The 15,395-nt window shown below is 72.8% G+C and carries 16 protein-coding genes; 10 read left to right on the forward strand and 6 right to left on the reverse strand.

Annotated elements, in window-relative coordinates; all coding sequences use genetic code 11:
• Positions 1 to 32: 32 nt before the first annotated feature.
• Positions 33 to 488, forward strand: coding sequence for a DUF6099 family protein (locus HC362_RS07430; protein ID WP_243083128.1), 456 nt, complete (start codon positions 33 to 35; stop codon positions 486 to 488).
• A 38-nt stretch (positions 489 to 526) separates the two neighbouring features.
• Here HC362_RS07430 and HC362_RS07435 read toward each other — a convergent pair whose 3' ends face one another.
• Positions 527 to 919, reverse strand: coding sequence for a nuclear transport factor 2 family protein (locus HC362_RS07435; RefSeq protein ID WP_243083129.1), 393 nt, complete (start codon positions 917 to 919; stop codon positions 527 to 529).
• An 85-nt stretch (positions 920 to 1,004) separates the two neighbouring features.
• On the opposite strand from HC362_RS07435, the gene HC362_RS07440 reads away from it, so the two are divergent.
• From HC362_RS07440 to HC362_RS07465, 6 genes are all read left to right on the forward strand, one after another.
• A complete protein-coding gene (locus HC362_RS07440) occupies positions 1,005 to 1,628 on the forward strand; it encodes a TetR/AcrR family transcriptional regulator (RefSeq protein WP_243083130.1) in 624 nt (207 codons plus the stop codon).
• 93 nt (positions 1,629 to 1,721) lie between these two features.
• Positions 1,722 to 2,645 carry an LLM class F420-dependent oxidoreductase gene (locus HC362_RS07445; protein ID WP_243083131.1) on the forward strand — a complete coding sequence of 308 codons (924 nt, stop codon included), beginning with the start codon at positions 1,722 to 1,724 and terminating at the stop codon, positions 2,643 to 2,645.
• Positions 2,642 to 3,610, forward strand: a complete 969-nt coding sequence (mmuM, locus tag HC362_RS07450; protein ID WP_243083132.1) for a homocysteine S-methyltransferase — start codon at positions 2,642 to 2,644, stop codon at positions 3,608 to 3,610. The genes HC362_RS07445 and mmuM overlap by 4 nt, the downstream gene beginning before the upstream one ends.
• 85 nt (positions 3,611 to 3,695) lie before the next feature.
• Complete coding sequence (locus HC362_RS07455; protein WP_243083133.1) at positions 3,696 to 4,943, forward strand: arginine deiminase; 1,248 nt, start codon at positions 3,696 to 3,698, stop codon at positions 4,941 to 4,943.
• Between the two features lie 62 nt (positions 4,944 to 5,005).
• Entirely contained in the window at positions 5,006 to 6,016 is a 1,011-nt protein-coding gene (argF, locus tag HC362_RS07460) for an ornithine carbamoyltransferase (RefSeq protein ID WP_243083134.1), read from the forward strand.
• A gap of 211 nt (positions 6,017 to 6,227) precedes the next feature.
• Positions 6,228 to 7,673 carry an amino acid permease gene (locus tag HC362_RS07465; RefSeq protein ID WP_243083135.1) on the forward strand — a complete coding sequence of 482 codons (1,446 nt, stop codon included), beginning with the start codon at positions 6,228 to 6,230 and terminating at the stop codon, positions 7,671 to 7,673.
• 15 nt (positions 7,674 to 7,688) lie between these two features.
• Here the strand turns inward: HC362_RS07465 and HC362_RS07470 are convergent, their stop codons facing one another.
• Complete coding sequence (locus HC362_RS07470) at positions 7,689 to 8,810, reverse strand: DUF5954 family protein (RefSeq protein WP_243083136.1); 1,122 nt, start codon at positions 8,808 to 8,810, stop codon at positions 7,689 to 7,691.
• A 143-nt stretch (positions 8,811 to 8,953) separates the two neighbouring features.
• On the opposite strand from HC362_RS07470, the gene HC362_RS07475 reads away from it, so the two are divergent.
• From HC362_RS07475 to HC362_RS07485, 3 genes are read left to right on the forward strand one after another with little or no spacing between them, the layout of a single operon-like run.
• Positions 8,954 to 9,370 (forward strand): hypothetical protein, encoded by a 417-nt coding sequence (locus HC362_RS07475; protein WP_243083137.1) that lies wholly within the window; start codon positions 8,954 to 8,956, stop codon positions 9,368 to 9,370.
• A gap of 1 nt (position 9,371) precedes the next feature.
• Positions 9,372 to 10,244: a PP2C family protein-serine/threonine phosphatase gene (locus tag HC362_RS07480; protein WP_243083138.1), complete on the forward strand. Its 873-nt coding sequence runs from the start codon at positions 9,372 to 9,374 to the stop codon at positions 10,242 to 10,244.
• Complete coding sequence (locus HC362_RS07485) at positions 10,244 to 11,314, forward strand: MASE1 domain-containing protein (RefSeq protein WP_243083139.1); 1,071 nt, start codon at positions 10,244 to 10,246, stop codon at positions 11,312 to 11,314. Before HC362_RS07480 ends, HC362_RS07485 begins: the two co-directional genes overlap by 1 nt.
• 44 nt (positions 11,315 to 11,358) lie before the next feature.
• Here HC362_RS07485 and HC362_RS07490 read toward each other — a convergent pair whose 3' ends face one another.
• The 4 genes from HC362_RS07490 to HC362_RS07505 all read right to left on the reverse strand — a co-directional run bounded on the left by HC362_RS07490 (position 11,359) and on the right by HC362_RS07505 (position 15,394).
• Positions 11,359 to 11,955 carry a DUF4291 domain-containing protein gene (locus HC362_RS07490; RefSeq protein ID WP_243083140.1) on the reverse strand — a complete coding sequence of 199 codons (597 nt, stop codon included), beginning with the start codon at positions 11,953 to 11,955 and terminating at the stop codon, positions 11,359 to 11,361.
• 68 nt (positions 11,956 to 12,023) lie between these two features.
• The gene (locus HC362_RS07495; RefSeq protein WP_243083141.1) at positions 12,024 to 12,848 is read right to left on the reverse strand and encodes an aldo/keto reductase; all 825 of its coding nucleotides are present in this window, start codon (positions 12,846 to 12,848) and stop codon (positions 12,024 to 12,026) included.
• Positions 12,849 to 12,944: 96 nt separating this feature from the next.
• Positions 12,945 to 14,204 (reverse strand): phosphopentomutase, encoded by a 1,260-nt coding sequence (locus HC362_RS07500; protein ID WP_279240073.1) that lies wholly within the window; start codon positions 14,202 to 14,204, stop codon positions 12,945 to 12,947.
• On the reverse strand, positions 14,201 to 15,394 hold the full coding sequence (locus tag HC362_RS07505; protein ID WP_243083142.1) for an alanine racemase: 1,194 nt from the start codon (positions 15,392 to 15,394) through the stop codon (positions 14,201 to 14,203). Before HC362_RS07505 ends, HC362_RS07500 begins: the two co-directional genes overlap by 4 nt.
• Between the last annotated feature and the right edge of the window lies 1 nt (position 15,395).

The following is a 15,395-nucleotide window of genomic DNA, read 5'->3' on the forward strand; positions in this document are numbered from 1 at the left end:
ACGCTGGGTAACGACCAGTGAGGGGTAGGCAGATGGATGCAGTCCGGCTCATCGCCGCCACGCGCCAGGCCCTCGCGCTCAGCGCGGACGTGTCCGAGATCCTCGCCGAGGCCTGGCAGGCGCAGGCGATCGCAGCGGCGGTGGGCAGCCACCTCGCGATCAGCGGTCCTCCGGCAGTGCGGTCCGAGGCGCTGGGGCTGAGCGAGGTGGGCGGCAGAGCAGGCCAGTCCAGGAACCACGCGCTGCGCGCGGGCGCCGTACGAGCCGCACAGCTTTCGGCCATCGAGGACCCCCGGCGCACGCTGGACGACCTGGGCGCCCTGCTGGGCGAGGCGGGGGTCGCCCTGGTGGGGGTGGCCGTCACCGCCGAGGACGAGACGCTGTACTGGCAGTGCATGGAAGCCATCGACGCGGCGGACGAGTCGGGCGACCGGATCGCCTCGATCCTGCGGACACTCTCCATGCGCGAACGCGGCAGCCTCGCCTGAGGCTGCCGCGCCGCTGAATGGCAGGGGTACGCAAGATGTCACCCGGCCACAGGCACCGCACGCGTCAGCATGTGGGCTCGCCGCAGGCGCCCGTCGGCGGCGAAGTGGCCGAAGTAGCAGACCTCGAGCTCCAGTTCACGCTTCGGGTCCCGCACATGCATCGTATAGCGGGCCGCGAGCCGGTCATCGGCCGCGAACGCCTCGTGCACGGACACCTGAAGCCCGGGCCGTCGCTTACGGATGGGACGGGTGTGGGCGACGAGCTTCGCGCGGTCCATCCAATGGCCGTCGGCGACCTGCACGACGTCAGGGGTGTGGTACCGGTCGACGACCGCTTCGGCGTCCTCCTCACTGCTGAGCAGATCCTCGTGGAACCCCGTGAGGAAGTCGGCGATGAACCGCCCGGGGTCGTTCGCGTCGAACGGGCGCATGGGGCCTCGGCTTTCCAAGGAAGTCTTACACGCTGTATGAGTTGTAAGATATGACCCCAGCGATAACTTTGACAAGGTGTCAATGATGACTCCTCCGCCCACCCCCCGGACCACCCGGACCACCCGGACCACCCGGACCACCCGGAACCGCCGCGCCGACGCCCGCCGCAGCAGGACGTCGATCCTCGACGGCGCGATCCGGCTGCTGAACGACCGCCCCGACGCCAGCGTCGAAGCCATCGCCGCAGCCGCAGGCGTGACCCGGCAGACCGTCTACGCCCACTTCCCCTCCCGCGAGCAGCTGCTGACCGCCGTGCTCGACCGGCTCACCGAGCGGACCGTCGCCGCCATGGCAGCGGCCGACCCCGACTCCGGCCCGCCCGCCGAGGCCCTGCTGCGCGTGCTCGACGCCGCCGAGCAGACCGCCGGGGCGTATCCGGCCCTCGTCCGGCTGCTCGGCACGCTGCCCGTGAGCCCTCCGGACGACGCCGAGCGGCACGCCCCGGTCACCGCCCTGCTGGAGCGCGTCGTCCGGCGCGGGCAGGCGAGCGGCGACTTCGACGACCGCCTCCCGACGGACTGGCTGGTCACCGCCACCATCGCGCTGGCCCACGCCGCGAGTGAACAGGTGGAGGGCGGTCGGCTCTCCCCTCGGCAGGCGAGAGACACCCTCCGCATCAGCGTGCTGCGCCTGCTGGGCGCCGAGTGAGGGAACGCCCTTCGGGGCCGGGTCGGCAGCAGCGGGCGCGGATCCGGCAGGAGGGGCGGCGGTCCTGTCCCACCGGCGCGGCAAGATGGGACCATGCGACTGCGAATCTTCACCGAGCCCCAGCAGGGGGCCGACTACGACACGCTGCTGAAGGTCGCCAAGGCCACCGAGGACCTCGGCTTCGACGCCTTCTACCGCTCCGACCACTATCTGGCGATGGGCGACTCGGACGGTCTTCCCGGGCCCACCGACGCGTGGATCACCCTGGCCGGCCTCGCCCGTGAGACCAGCCGCATCCGGCTGGGCACGCTGATGACGGCGGGGACCTTCCGGCTGCCGGGGACGCTGGCGATCCAGGTCGCGCAGGTGGACGCCATGTCGGGCGGCCGGGTCGACTTCGGGCTGGGCTCGGGGTGGTACGAGGCCGAGCACACCGCCTACGGCATCCCCTTCCCCAGGGAGAAGTTCGGCCGGCTGGAGGAGCAGCTGGAGATCATCACCGGGCTGTGGAAGACCCCGGTCGGTGCGAAGTTCGACTACGAGGGCACCTACTACCAGCTCAAGGACTGCCCCGCGCTGCCCAAGCCGCATCAGGAACGTATCCCGGTCCTGGTCGGCGGCATGGGTGCCAAGCGGACACCGAAGCTGGCCGCGCGGTACGCGGACGAGTTCAATGTGCCCTTCGCCTCGCCGGCCGACAGCGAGCGGCAGTTCGACCGGGTGCGGGCCGCCGCCGAGGAGCGCGGCCGTGACGCCTCGGAGCTGACCTTCTCCAATGCGCTGGTGGCCTGCGTCGGCAAGGACGACGCGGAGGTGGCCCGCCGCGCCGCCGCCATCGGGCGCGAGGTGGACGAGCTGAAGGAGAACGGCCTGGCCGGTACGCCCGAGGAGGTCATCGACAAGATCGGCCGCTACGGCGAGCTCGGCAGTACCCGTATCTACCTGCAGATCCTCGATCTGAGCGACCTCGACCACCTGGCGCTGATCGCGGACCAGGTGCAGGCCAAGCTCTCGTGACGGCCGCCGACGCCGCGACCCCGCTCGCCCACGCGCTCGCCCACGGCACCGTGCTGCTGGACGGCGGGCTCTCCAACCAGCTGGAGGCGCAGGGCAACGACCTGTCCGACGAGCTGTGGTCGGCCCGGCTGCTGGCAGAGGCGCCCGGGGAGATCGAGGCCGCGCACGCCGCGTATGTACGGGCCGGTGCCCGGGTGCTGATCACCTCCAGCTACCAGGCGTCGTTCGAGGGGTTCGGGCGGCGTGGCCTGTCGGAGGAGGAGTCGGCGGCGCTGTTCCGGCGCAGCGTGGAGCTGGCCCGTGCGGCCTCCGGCACCACAGCCGGCGAGCAGGTGTGGGTCGCGGCGTCGGTCGGCCCGTACGGTGCCGTTCTCGCCGACGGCAGCGAATACCGGGGCCGGTACGGGCTGAGCGTGGCGCAGCTGGTCGCCTTTCACCGTCCGCGTATCGAGGCCCTGGTCGCGGCGGAGCCGGATGTTCTCGCACTGGAGACGGTGCCGGACGCGCTGGAGGCCGAGGCCCTGCTGCGGGCAGCGGACGGCTGCGGGGTGCCGGTATGGCTGAGCTACACGGTGGCGGGCGGCCAAAGCCGTGCCGGCCAGCCGCTGGCGGAGGCCTTCGCCGTGGCAGCCGGCAATCCGCAGGTGCTCGCGGTCGGTGTCAACTGCTGTGCGGCCGAGGATGTCGGCGGGGCGCTGCAGGCGGCCGCTGCGGCATGCCCGGGTGTGCCGCTGGTCGCCTACCCCAACAGCGGCGAGGGCTGGGACGCCGCGCGCGCGGCCTGGACGGGTGCGGCCTCGTTCGACGCGGCGCTCGCCGCCGAGTGGGTGGCGCGTGGTGCCCGACTGATCGGCGGCTGCTGCCGGGTGGGCCCGGACGCCGTCGCCGCGCTGGGAGAGGTACTGCGCCCCGAAGGGGCGCGGGGAACTGCGCGGCAAACCACAAACCGACCCGCAGACCGGTAACAACCGCCGGGGCACCCCCTCCCCGCAAACCCCGCAAATCGCAGGCGTCCTCGCAAAGCGGCCGACGCTCCGCGAGGATTGCCACATGGGATTCCATGTCGACTCCGAGACCGGGCGGCTGCGCCGCGTCATCGTGCACCGGCCGGGGCTCGAACTGAAGAGGCTCACCCCGACCAACAAGGACGACCTCCTCTTCGACGACGTGCTCTGGGTGCGCCGGGCCCTGGAGGAGCACGACGCGTTCGCCGGCACGCTGCGCGAACTCGGTGTCGAGGTCCACCTGTTCGGGGAGCTGCTGGCGGAGGTGCTCGACGTACCGGCGGCCCGCGCCCTGGTCCTGGACCGGGTCTTCGACGAGAAGGAGTACGGGCTGCTGGCGACCGACCATCTGCGCGACTCCTTCGACCGGCTGCCGACCGCCGAGCTGGCCGAGGCGCTGATCGGGGGCATGACCAAGCGGGAGTATCTGGAGCGCTGTCCCGAACCGTCCTCCGTGCGCTTCCATGTGATGGACTTGGACGACTTCCTGCTCGCCCCGCTGCCGAACCACATCTTCACCCGCGACACCTCCGCCTGGGTCTACGACGGAGTGTGCATCAACGCGATGCGGTGGCCGGCCCGGCAGCGCGAGACCGTCCACTTCGAGGCCGTCTACCGGCACCATCCGCTCTTCGCCGCGCCCGGGCAGGGCGGGACGGGCGGGGGCTTCCACACCTGGGCGGGCGGCCAGTCGGCGTATCCGGCCACCATCGAGGGCGGTGACGTCCTGGTGCTGGGCAACGGCGCGGTGCTGGTCGGGATGAGTGAGCGCACCACGCCGCAGGCCGTGGAGACGCTGGCCCGGGGGCTGTTCGAGCAGGGGTCGGCCCGTTCGATCGTGGCGCTGGACATGCCCAAGCGCCGCGCCTTCATGCATCTGGACACGGTGCTGACGATGGTCGACGGTGAGACCTTCACCCAGTACGAGGGGCTGGGGATGCTCCGCTCGTACACGATCGAGCCGGGCTCGGGCGCGGCCGAGCTGAAGGTCTCCGACCACCCGCCCGAGCACATGCACCACGCCATCGCCGCCGCGCTGGGGCTGGACCGTGTCCGGGTGCTGACACCGACGCAGGATGTGCGTTCGGCCGAGCGGGAGCAGTGGGACGACGGGTGCAATGTGCTGGCCGTCGAGCCCGGTGTCGTCCTGGCGTACGACCGGAACGTGACGACCAACACCCATCTGCGGCGGCAGGGCGTCGAGGTGGTGGAGATCCCGGGCGGCGAACTGGGGCGGGGGCGGGGCGGGCCGCGCTGTATGAGCTGCCCGGTGGAGCGCGACCCGGTCGTATAGGAATTCGGTAGCTCGTATACTATTGCAGCCCTACCGTTCAGCGCGTGCAGCTAGGAGCCCTCATGGCAGCAGACCTCACAGGCCGCCACTTCCTCAAGGAGCTGGATTTCACGCCGGAGGAGTTCCGCGCCCTGGTCCGGCTCGCGGCGGAGCTGAAGGCCGAGAAGCGGGCCGGGACCGAGCGTCCGCGGCTGGGCGGACGCAACATCGCACTGATCTTCGAGAAGTCCTCCACCCGTACCCGCTGCGCGTTCGAGGTCGCCGCCGCCGACCAGGGCGCGCACACCACCTACCTCGACCCCACCGGATCGCACCTGGGCGCGAAGGAGTCCGTGAAGGACACCGCACGTGTACTCGGGCGGATGTTCGACGGCATCCAGTACCGCGGCAGCGGCCAGGAGGTCGTCGAGGAGCTGGCCGCACACGCGGGCGTCCCCGTCTACAACGGGCTCACCGACGAGTGGCACCCCACCCAGATGCTCGCGGACGTGCTCACCATGGCCGAGCACGCGCCGGGCGCCCCCGACCGGGCACTGTCCGAGCTGGCGTACGCCTACCTGGGCGACGCGCGCAACAACATGGGCAACTCCTACCTGGTCACGGGCGCGCTGCTGGGCATGGACGTACGCATCGTGGCGCCGCGCTCGCTGTGGCCCGAGGAGTCGGTGACCGCGCGGGCGCGGGAGCTGGCCGAGGAGACAGGGGCCCGGATCACCCTGACCGAGGACGTGTCCGAGGGCGTGCGCGGCGCCGACTTCCTCGCCACGGATGTATGGGTCTCGATGGGCGAGCCGAAGCAGGTATGGGACGAGCGGATCGAACTGCTGCGGCCTTACGCGGTGACCATGGACGTGCTCCGCGCCACCGGGAACCCCCGGGCGCGCTTCCTGCACTGCCTGCCCGCCTTCCACGACCTGGGCACCACGGTGGCTCGGGAGATCCACGAGCAGTACGGGCTGACCTCGCTGGAGGTCACCGACGAGGTGTTCGAGTCGGAGCACTCGGTCGTCTTCGACCAGGCCGAGAACCGGCTGCACACGATCAAGGCCGTCCTGGTGGCGACACTGAGCTGAGGCCGTCAGGGCGGCCTCGCCCCTGACGGAGGCGACCTCGCCATGTGTGCATGTGTGCATAGTCATACGGCTGAGTGCGGGATCATGCAGAGTTCGCCGTTACGATGGACTCCAGCCTCGAAGGGTCCGGGCCACCGCCCGGACCCTTCCCTTGTGCACGTCCGCGTGTGCACACCACCCCGTGCACACCCCGCACCGCCCTGGAAGTTCCATGCCCCGCACCGGCCTGCGCCTGAAGTCCCCCGATCTGCTGGTCGCCGAATCCGGCGCCGACCTGGAGGGACACGGCCTCAAGCGCACCCTGGGCCCGTTCCAGCTCGTGTGCTTCGGCATCGGCGCGATCGTGGGAACCGGCATCTTCGTCGGCCTGTCCGACACCGTGGCCGAGGCCGGACCCGCCGTCGTCGTCTCCTTCCTCCTCGCCGCCCTGACCTGCGTCTTCACCGCTTTCTCCTTCGCGGAGCTGGGCGGCGCCATCCCCGTCTCGGGCAGCTCCTACTCCTACACCTACGCCTCCCTGGGCGAGCGCGCGGCCTTCCTGGTCGGCTGGTGCCTGCTGCTGGAGTACGGGGTCTCCGTCTCCGCCGTCGCCATCGGGTGGGGGCAGTATCTGAACGAGCTGCTGGAGAACACCGTCGGCCTGCGCATCCCCGCCTCCCTCGCCGACGCTCCCGGACACGGCGGCGTCGTCAATGTGCCCGCCGTCGTGGTGATGCTGCTCGCCGCCGTGCTGCTGGTGCGCGGGGTGCGGGAGAGCGCGCGGGCCACCGCCGTGATGGCGGTGATCAAGGTCGGCATCCTGGTGCTCTTCTGCGCCATCGCCCTCACCGCCTACGACGCGGGCAACCTGACGCCCTTCGCGCCGGAGGGCATCGGCGGTATCGGCGCGGGCGCCTCGCTGGCGTTCTTCTCCTTCATCGGCTTCGACGCGATCTCCACCGCCGGTGAGGAGGTCAAGAACCCGCGCCGGAACATACCGCTGGCCATCATGGTGACCATCGGCTGTGTGGCGCTGCTGTACTGCCTGGTGTCGGTCGCCGCGATCGGTGCGATGCCCTGGGAGCAGGTCGGCGGCAAGCCGGCGGCGCTCTCGCTGATCGTCGACCACGCCACCGGCTCCGCCTTCGGCTCCACGGTGATCGCGCTGGGTGCCGTGGTGGCCATCGCCTCGGTGGTGCTGGCGGTGATGTACGGGCAGACCCGCATCCTGCTGTCGATGTCCCGGGACGGGCTGATGCCGCAGGTGTTCGAGCGGGTCTCGCCGAAGACCTCGACACCGGTCGCCAACACCTGGATCGTCGCTGTCGTCTTCGCCGTCCCGGCCGCCGTCGTGCCCCTGGACGTGGTGCTGGACATGACGGTCATCGGCACGCTGGCGATCATGGCCGTGGTGAACATCTGCGTCCTCGCCCTGCGCCGCTCGCACCCCGGCCTCCAGCGCAGGTTCCGGGTGCCGTTCTACCCGGTGGCCCCGCTGCTGGGCGTGGCCTTCAGCCTGTACCTGATGTCCGGGCTGCCGCTGGTGACCTGGATGCAGTTCGCCGTCTTCGTCGCCGTCGGAGCGCTGGTGTACTCGGCGTACGGCCGGCGCCGCTCACGGCTGGGGGCCGCCCCCGCGCCGGAATCCGCCCCTTCCTTGGTCCGGCAAGCCCGGTAAGGGGGCGCCCCTGCCCTAGGTGTCGCCGTTGCGACGGGCCAGTTCCTCCTCCGTGAGCCGCTGGAGCAGCGCCACCCGGGCGGCCAGCTCGGGATCGTCGGCCTCGTCCTCGTCCTCGACGTCCACCTCCTCGGCCCGCATCCGCTCGTCCTGCACCAGGACCGGCTCGTCCGGGTCGTAGTCGCTGGGGCGGGGGCCCTCCGGACCGTCGGGGCCGATCCGGACGAACCGTTCGACGCGGACGAGGCGCAGCCGGCGCCCCGCGAAGCGCAGCTCGACGCCGCGCTCCTCGTCGAGCCGGTCGGCCGCTTCCTTGTAGACGGCGCGGGTGGCCTCGTCCAAGTTCTGCAAGGCGGGTGCCAGCACCCGCAGCAGCATGGTGAGGGAGTCGCGGGCCTCCTGTGGGGTGCCGCTGTCGCCGGTCTCGGAGCGCCAGGCGCCGCACTCCTCCTCGGCGAAGAGGAACGCCGGGGGCAGCAGCACACCCCCCGGATGGGTGACGGCGGCCCGCCGTGCGTCCTCGCGGACCTGGGGTTCGTCCCCCTCGCGGTGGGCGGAGGCGAGCAGCTCGGCCTTGAGGATGCCCTCGGAGGGGCCGGTGGGTGCGGCCGCGTCCAGTACGAACCCGGCGGTACGGTCGGGCAGCCGGCGCGCGGTGCCGGGCGCGGCCGGGTCGGGGTCGGAGGGGCGGGGCGGCTCGGGGCCCGCCGGCCCTGAGCGGATGACGTTCTCGGCCCGTACCACGCGGTAGCGCTCGCCGAGCACGGTCAGCTCGTCCAGCGCCTCCCGGTCCAGGCGCTCGGCGGCCGCCTGGCAGGCCGCCCGGGTCTCCTCATCGCCCGCCTCCCGTGCCTCGTGGGCGCGGCGGCGGAAGTGCGAGCCCAGCCCGTCGCGGGCGCTCTGCGGGGTGGGCGCGCCGAAGTACGACAGCAACTGCCAGCGGGCCTTCCCGTCCGCCTCCGTCCTGCGTTCCCTGGCCGGCCCGAAGACGGGGCGGAACCCCATCAGTACGGGGTAGCGCTCCCGCGCCAGCCACGCCTCCTCATCCGCCATGGCGGCCACCGGCTCCGCCAGGGGGGCCACTCTGATCGTCCGGTAGGGCGGTACGCGATCCGCCCCGTCACACTCTCCCTGCATGCGGCAAGTATGCGCACGACTACCGTACGTACGGGCCGAGTTCGCGAAGTTCGGCGATACGGCTGGTTGGCCCGCCGGCCGCGGGGCACGGTGTGCGGGTGGACCGGGGCACCGCGGGGAGAGGGCTGCGAGAGGGAGGACGGGTGAAACCTGTGACGCGCGTGGGACTGCTGAGGGCCGTGGGCGCGGCGACCGCTTGCTACGGAGTCGCCGTCGCAGCCTGGCCGCAGCTGTTGGCCAAGCCCTCCGGACTGGTGACCGAGGACGGCCGCACCCCGCAGGACACCCGCACCGCTCTGCGCCCGCTGGCCTGGCGGGACGCGGCCTGCGGAGCGGCCCTGATGCTGGCGCCCGAGGGCCCGGCGCTGACCACCGCCGCCTGGCTGCGTGCCGCCGCCGACCTGGGTGACGCGGCGCTGCTGGGCGCGACGCTCCCCCGCAAGGCCCGCGCCAAGGCGGTCGCCGTCTCGGTGGGCTGGGGCGCGCTGTCGGTGGCGGCGCTGTGCGCGGGCCGGACGCGCTCGCCGGGCGAGGGTGCAGGGCCGCGGCTACGCTCATGACATGGGTGGTCGGCACCGTCATGCACGGCCGGCGAGCGCCGACGATCTGCTCTCGCAGCTCGGACGGCTCACGGCCAGGGTCCGCGAGGAGGTCGAGGTCCAGCGCGCCCGAGTCGAGCTGGCCGAAGCCCTGCAACGCGGAATGCTCCCCTCCACCCTGCCCACCGCACCGGGCCTGCGCGTCGCGGCCCGCTACGCCCCCGCCCGCAACGGCCTGGACATCGGAGGCGACTGGTACGACGGTTTCCGGCTGTCCGACGGCACCCTCGGCTTCTCCGTCGGCGATGTGCAAGGGCACGACGTGGAGGCCGCCGCCTACATGGGCCAGGTGCGGATCGCGCTGCGCGCCGTGGCCGCCATGGGCACAACGGACCCGGGCGAGATCCTGCACACCGCCAACGAGCTGCTCGCCGCCACGGACAATCCGCTCTTCGCCACCTGCGTCTTCCTCCGCTTCGACCCGCGCACCTGGAGCGTGCACACCGCGCGGGCCGGACACACGGGAGCCGTGTGGGCACGGGCCGACGGGGTGGGCGGGGTCATCGACCACCCCCCGGAGGAGATCGGCCTCCCGCTGGCCGTCATGGAGTGCCAGAGCTACCCGGTGACCGAGTACCACCTGACCCAGCCCGGTGCGCTGGCACTGCTGACCGACGGGGTGGTGGAGGGGCCCCGGTTCCCGCTCGAGGAGGGCCTGGCCCAGGTGGCGCGGGTGCTGCGGGACGGCGTCCGGGAGGACCCCGAGGTGCTCGCCGACCGCGTCATGGATGTGGCGGAGAAGACCGGCCACACCGACGACGCGGCGGTGCTGGTGCTCAGCTATGACGGGCCGGAGGCGTGTCAGACGGCCGACACGGCACCCGGCGTTGTCTGATGAACGGTGTGGCACCACCCAACGAGACGACGGCGGACCGGACACCGGAGCCCTCCCCCTTCCCGGTCCGGCCACTGACCGGCGGCACCAGAGGAGGCCTGGTCGCCGCGTACGCGCTGTGCATCGTCGTACTGGCCCTGTGCTACTACGCGGGCGGACGGCTCGGCCTGCTGTGGCGGGTGGAGGTCGAGGGAGCGGTGGTCACCCCGTTCTGGCCGCCGACCGGTATCGCCGTCGCCGGCCTGCTCTACTTCGGGCTGCGGGTGTGGCCGGGCGTGGCGCTGGGCTCGCTGCTGGTGCTCCTCTACATGGGACCGCTGAGCTGGACGGCCGCCGGGTCCGTGGCCGGGAGCACGCTCGCGCCCGTCGTCGCCTGCTTCCTGCTGCGCCGGGTGGGCTTCCGCGAGCAGGTCGACCGGCTCAGGGACGGGGTGAGCCTGGTCTTCCTCGGAGCGCTCCTCGGCATGCTGGTGAGCGCGACCGTGGGCTGCCTGATGCTGGTCGCGGGCGGCAATCTGCAGCTGCGGGAGTACTGGCCGGTCTGGTCGGCGTGGTGGGCCGGCGACGCGGTCGGTGTCCTGGTCGTCACCCCCCTGCTGCTGTCGCTGCCCAAGCTGGGCCGCCCGCGCAACTGGGTGCAGGCCGGCGAAGCGGTCGGCCTTGCGGCGGCTACCACCGCGGTGGCCATCGTGGTGACCCGCGCCCCGATCGACCTGCTGTTCCTGGTCTTCCCGCTGCTGGTGTGGGCGGCGCTGCGCTTCCAGCTCGCCGGGAGCGCGGTGAGCACGACCATCCTCGCCATCGCCGCCACCTGGGGAGCCACCGACCGTGCCGGGGTGTTCGCGCGGCAGGACCTGATCACGGACATGGTCACACTCCAGGCGCTCAACGGCTCCGCAGCGCTGACGACCCTGCTACTGGCCGCCGTCACGGCGGAGAAGCGCAACACCCACCGCAGGATCGCCGCCGCCTGCGACGATCTGGCCGAAATGGTGGAGGTCCTCGCCCCGCAGGGCCGCGGCCCCCGCTCCTTCCCCGCGGGGGGCCGCACGGGCCAGCGCCAGGGGTAGGCCGTCTCCCGGGGCACCGCCCGGGCTCCTCTCCGGCGTCCGGCTCAGCCGGTCAGGTGGGCGGTCAGGGCGGGCGGTGCGGGGTAGGGGCGTTCGTCGGGGAGCAGGGCGCGGGCCGCCTCCAGGTCGCCGTCCCGCACGGCGGCGTGCACTTGGTGGGCGAGCGGGGTGACATCCGTGAGGGAGACGGTCCACTCGTCGGCATAGCGGTGCGCCGCCTCGCCCGCCAGGCCCAGCTGGAGGGAGCGGTGCGGCAGCGGGCTCAGGCGCAGATCCCGCTCGGGGTCCCACTGCACCCGGGCCGGTGACTGCCGCAGCTGCTGCTTCCACGCGGCGTGGTCGCCGTGCCGGGCCGCGTCGTAGTGCGACAGGCAGGCGTTGCGCAGCGCCCACTCGAAGCCCTCGCGGGTGATCTCCACGGCCAGTACGGTCTCCTGGTCATGCTTGGTGCCCCAGCCGCAGCGGTACATCATCCACAGGAAGGACGGCTTGATCCAGGTCATCCGGTCCCGCTTCCAGGCGGCGGGAAACCGCCCGTCGCGGGCCGCGGGCAGGCCGATCCGGGGCGCGTACGCCTGGTAGACGGTGACCGTGGACGCCGTGTGCACGGCGCGTATCTGGTACTTGGGCGGTTCCGGCATGGCGTCAGGGTCCCCGCATGCGGCTGAGATGTGCCACTGATTTGTCCGGGCCGCGTGCGGCGGAGCCCTCAGAGGATTTCCAGCGGGCGCCTGCGGCTCGGCGGCGGGAACGCCTCGTCCAGCGCGGCGAGGTCCTCCTCGGTCAGGCGCAGGTCGGCCGCCGCGCGGTTCTCCTCGACATGGGCGCGGGAGGAGGCCTTGGGGATCGCGATGACGTCCGGGTGGCGCAGCACCCAGGCCAGCGCCACCTGCGCGGACGTCGCACCGTGCGCGTCCGCGACCGAGCGGAGCGCCGGGTGGTCCAGGAGCCGCCCCTGCTCGACGGGCGAGTACGCCATCACGGGCACCGACAGATCGCGGCAGCGGGGCAGCAGGTCGAACTCCGGGCCGCGCCGGGTGAGGTTGTAGAGGACCTGGTCGGTGGCGGGCACGGCCCCATCCGGAAGGTCGGCCAGATCGTCGGTGTCCAGGTTGCTGACCCCCCAGAAGCGGATGTCTCCCGCGTCGACCAGCCCCTCCAGCGCCTCGACGGTCTCCGCCAGCGGGACGCCGCCACGCCAGTGCAGCAGGTACAGATCGATGCGGTCGGTGCCCAGCCGGCGCAGGCTGGCCCGGCAGGCTTCGACGGTGCCGCGCCGGTCGGCGTTGGACGGCAGCACCTTGCTGACGAGGAACACGTCCTCCCTGCGCCCCTTGACGGCCTCGCCGACCAGTTCCTCGGCGGCGCCGCTGCCGTACATCTCGGCCGTGTCGATGAGCGTCATGCCCTGGTCGATGCCGGTGCGCAGCGCGTCCAGCTCCTGGGCGCGCCGGGAGGGGTCGTCGCCCATGTGCCAGGTGCCCTGGCCGAGCGCCGGGACGGGCGTACCTGAGGGAAGGTTCACTGTGCGCACGACGTTCGCGGTCCTTTCCTTGGGCGGCGGTACTGCACGGACTCCGACCCATGATCGCTCAGGGGATCGCTGATCGCCCAGGCAGCCGCTGATCGCTCAGGCGGCCGCGCCCTCCGGTATCCGCCTCCCGCTGGCGAGGCCCGCGGGGTCGAGTCCGAGGGCCGCCGCCGCTGTGGCGCCCACATTGGCCAGGCTTCCGGTGTCCGGCAGCAGATCGACGGTGGCGGCGCCGGGCCGGTGGATGAGCAGGGGCACATACTCCCGGGTGTGGTAGGCGTGCCCGATGGTTGGGTCGTTGCCGTGGTCGCCGGTGACGACGAGGCGGTCGCCGGGCCGGTCCAGCAGCGCGACCAGTGCGGCCAGGCCGGCGTCGACCTGCTCCAGGATGCGCGCGTACCGCTCCGGGTCCCGCTGATGACCCGCCAGATCGCTCTCCTGGACATTGGCGACGACCAGCGACTCGCCCGGCGCGCGAGCGGCCTCCACGGTGTGCGCCAGCACCTCGGATGTGGCCACGGCGGGACAGCGGACGGCCGCCTCGCACGCCAGGATGTCCGCGGCCTTGCCGACGAGTGTGACGGGGATTCCGGCCCGCGCGGCGAGCTCCGGGAGCTGCCGGGTGTGGTCCAGCTCCGCGCCCAGGTGCCGCACCTGGAGGCCGCCGTTGCGGTAGAAGCCGCTGGCCGGGGTGTCCAGGCCCACCGTTCCGCCGTCGCCGTCGCGGACGAACTCGTGCAGCGGGCCGTCCGCGTGGCCGCCGACCGCGATGACCCTGGCCACCGGAGCCACTTCGCGCACCGTGCGGGCGACGCGGAGGATGCCGTCGAAGCCGAGGTCCTCGAGCCTGGCCGAGGCGTTCCAGTTGATTCCGGGGTCCGCCTCCAGGTTGTCGTGCACCAGCACGCTGCCGTCGACCAGCAACAGCGCCCTGCCGTCGAGGCGTTCGACACGGTGGCCCGCCGCCCGCAGCGCGGCCGTCACCTCCCCCAGGTGGTCGCCGAGCCGCGCGACCGTCACCCTGCTGAAGTCCGCGCCCATCATCGTCTGGTGGCCGGCGAACGTGTCGGCGCCGGGGTAGCCCAGCGCGGCCCTGCCTGCCGCCACCGGCAGCCGGGCAGTGCGCGCGAGGTCGGGGTGCGGGTGGACCAGGCCGAGGCCCAGCGCACCGAGCACCGGCAGCCGCAGTGGCCGGCCGAGCGCCTCGCGGGCATGGTCGAGCACATGGCCGCAGGTGTCGGCGGCGGCGTCGCCGGGCCGCAGCGCCCCGGCGTCCGGCATCGCGCCGATGCCGAACCCGTCGACGACGACGATGACGGTACGCCCCCGGCCGGGCGCCTCCTGGGTCCCGCTGGTCACAGCGCCCTCCCGTGTGCGTCGTACAGTCCGGTCAGCCGAGGTCTTCCGGACGAGAGGCCGGCCACCACCGCCACCGTGGAGCGGGTCACGAAGATCTGCGTACGGAACGCCAGCAGCACCGGGTCACCGGCGCGCACCTGTCCGTCTTCCCGCGCCCCGTCCCCGGGCGCGGGCGCGGGCGCTGGCGCGGACAACAGCCGGTAGTAGTCGATGTTCTCGGCGGGCGCGCTCTGCACGGACAGCCGCACGCCGGTACGCGGCAGCAGCGCCGAGGCGATACGGGCCCGGGGGTAGAACCCGCCCCCGAACACCGCCGGGCGGCCGTCGGCCAGCGTGTGCGCGACCTCCGTGACGTACACATACGCGGGCCGCTCGGGCTGACCGGGATCGAGCGCGTGCAGCGGCGTGGTGCCGGTGAGGGCGTGACCGGGCTCGCCATGGGTGGCGCCGAGCCGGGCGAGCAGGGGCAGGCTGGCCATGGAGGTGGCGCTGGGCGCGCTGAGCTTGAGGTCCTGGTGGCCACGTGCGGCGAGCAGCTCCCGGGCCTTGAGGGCGACGTCGAAGCTCGGGGTGGGGGCCGGGGCGCCGGTCTCCGGGTCGCACAGCACACAGGGGAACGCGGTGACGCCCGCGATTCTGATGCCCGGCAGCCGCTCGGCCTCCTCCGCGAACGCGTCGAGCGCGGACAGTGGGACCCCGCCCTCCTGCCCCGGGTAGCCGGCGCCGGCCGCGCCCTCGAGCCGGATCAGTACGTCCTGGACGTGGCCGAGGCGCTGGGCCGCCGCCGATACGGCTCGTGCGTTGGCCAGGTCGAAGACCGTGACGGCCTCCGGCCGCCAGCCGAGCATCTCGGGCAGCGCCCGGTGCGGGATCTGCACGAGGTGGCCGAGGTTGCCCGCGCGGGCACCGGCGGCGTGCAGCGTGCGGGCCTCGACGGGGTCGATGGCGGCGAAGGACGGAATGGCGCGCGAGACGGCGCGGATCAGCTCCGGGTTGCGGCCGAACTGCTTGACGACGAACCAGAGGGACAGGCCGAGCCGTTCGGCCTCGCCCGCGAGGAGGGTGGCGTTCTCCGCGACGGCGTCCAGGTCCATGACGTAGGTGTCGGGCGGGATCTCGCCGCGCCGGTGGAGGTCGGCCGCGGTGTCGGCGAGCTCCGGATTGCGGGCGAGGAGGCTGTCGAGGAACACG

It is taken from the genome of Streptomyces sp. 891-h (assembly GCF_022760275.1).
Lineage (GTDB): Bacteria > Actinomycetota > Actinomycetes > Streptomycetales > Streptomycetaceae > Streptomyces > Streptomyces spirodelae.

Bases quoted from the DNA above. Each gene is read 5' to 3' on its own strand.
- HC362_RS07430 (WP_243083128.1), top strand. From the start codon at position 33: ATGGATGCAGTCCGGCTCATCGCCGCCACGCGCCAGGCCCTCGCGCTC.
- HC362_RS07435 (WP_243083129.1), bottom strand. From the start codon at position 919: ATGCGCCCGTTCGACGCGAACGACCCCGGGCGGTTCATCGCCGACTTC.
- HC362_RS07440 (WP_243083130.1), top strand. From the start codon at position 1,005: ATGACTCCTCCGCCCACCCCCCGGACCACCCGGACCACCCGGACCACC.
- HC362_RS07445 (WP_243083131.1), top strand. From the start codon at position 1,722: ATGCGACTGCGAATCTTCACCGAGCCCCAGCAGGGGGCCGACTACGAC.
- HC362_RS07455 (WP_243083133.1), top strand. From the start codon at position 3,696: ATGGGATTCCATGTCGACTCCGAGACCGGGCGGCTGCGCCGCGTCATC.
- argF (WP_243083134.1), top strand. From the start codon at position 5,006: ATGGCAGCAGACCTCACAGGCCGCCACTTCCTCAAGGAGCTGGATTTC.
- HC362_RS07465 (WP_243083135.1), top strand. From the start codon at position 6,228: ATGCCCCGCACCGGCCTGCGCCTGAAGTCCCCCGATCTGCTGGTCGCC.
- HC362_RS07470 (WP_243083136.1), bottom strand. From the start codon at position 8,810: ATGCAGGGAGAGTGTGACGGGGCGGATCGCGTACCGCCCTACCGGACG.
- HC362_RS07480 (WP_243083138.1), top strand. From the start codon at position 9,372: ATGGGTGGTCGGCACCGTCATGCACGGCCGGCGAGCGCCGACGATCTG.
- HC362_RS07485 (WP_243083139.1), top strand. From the start codon at position 10,244: ATGAACGGTGTGGCACCACCCAACGAGACGACGGCGGACCGGACACCG.
- HC362_RS07490 (WP_243083140.1), bottom strand. From the start codon at position 11,955: ATGCCGGAACCGCCCAAGTACCAGATACGCGCCGTGCACACGGCGTCC.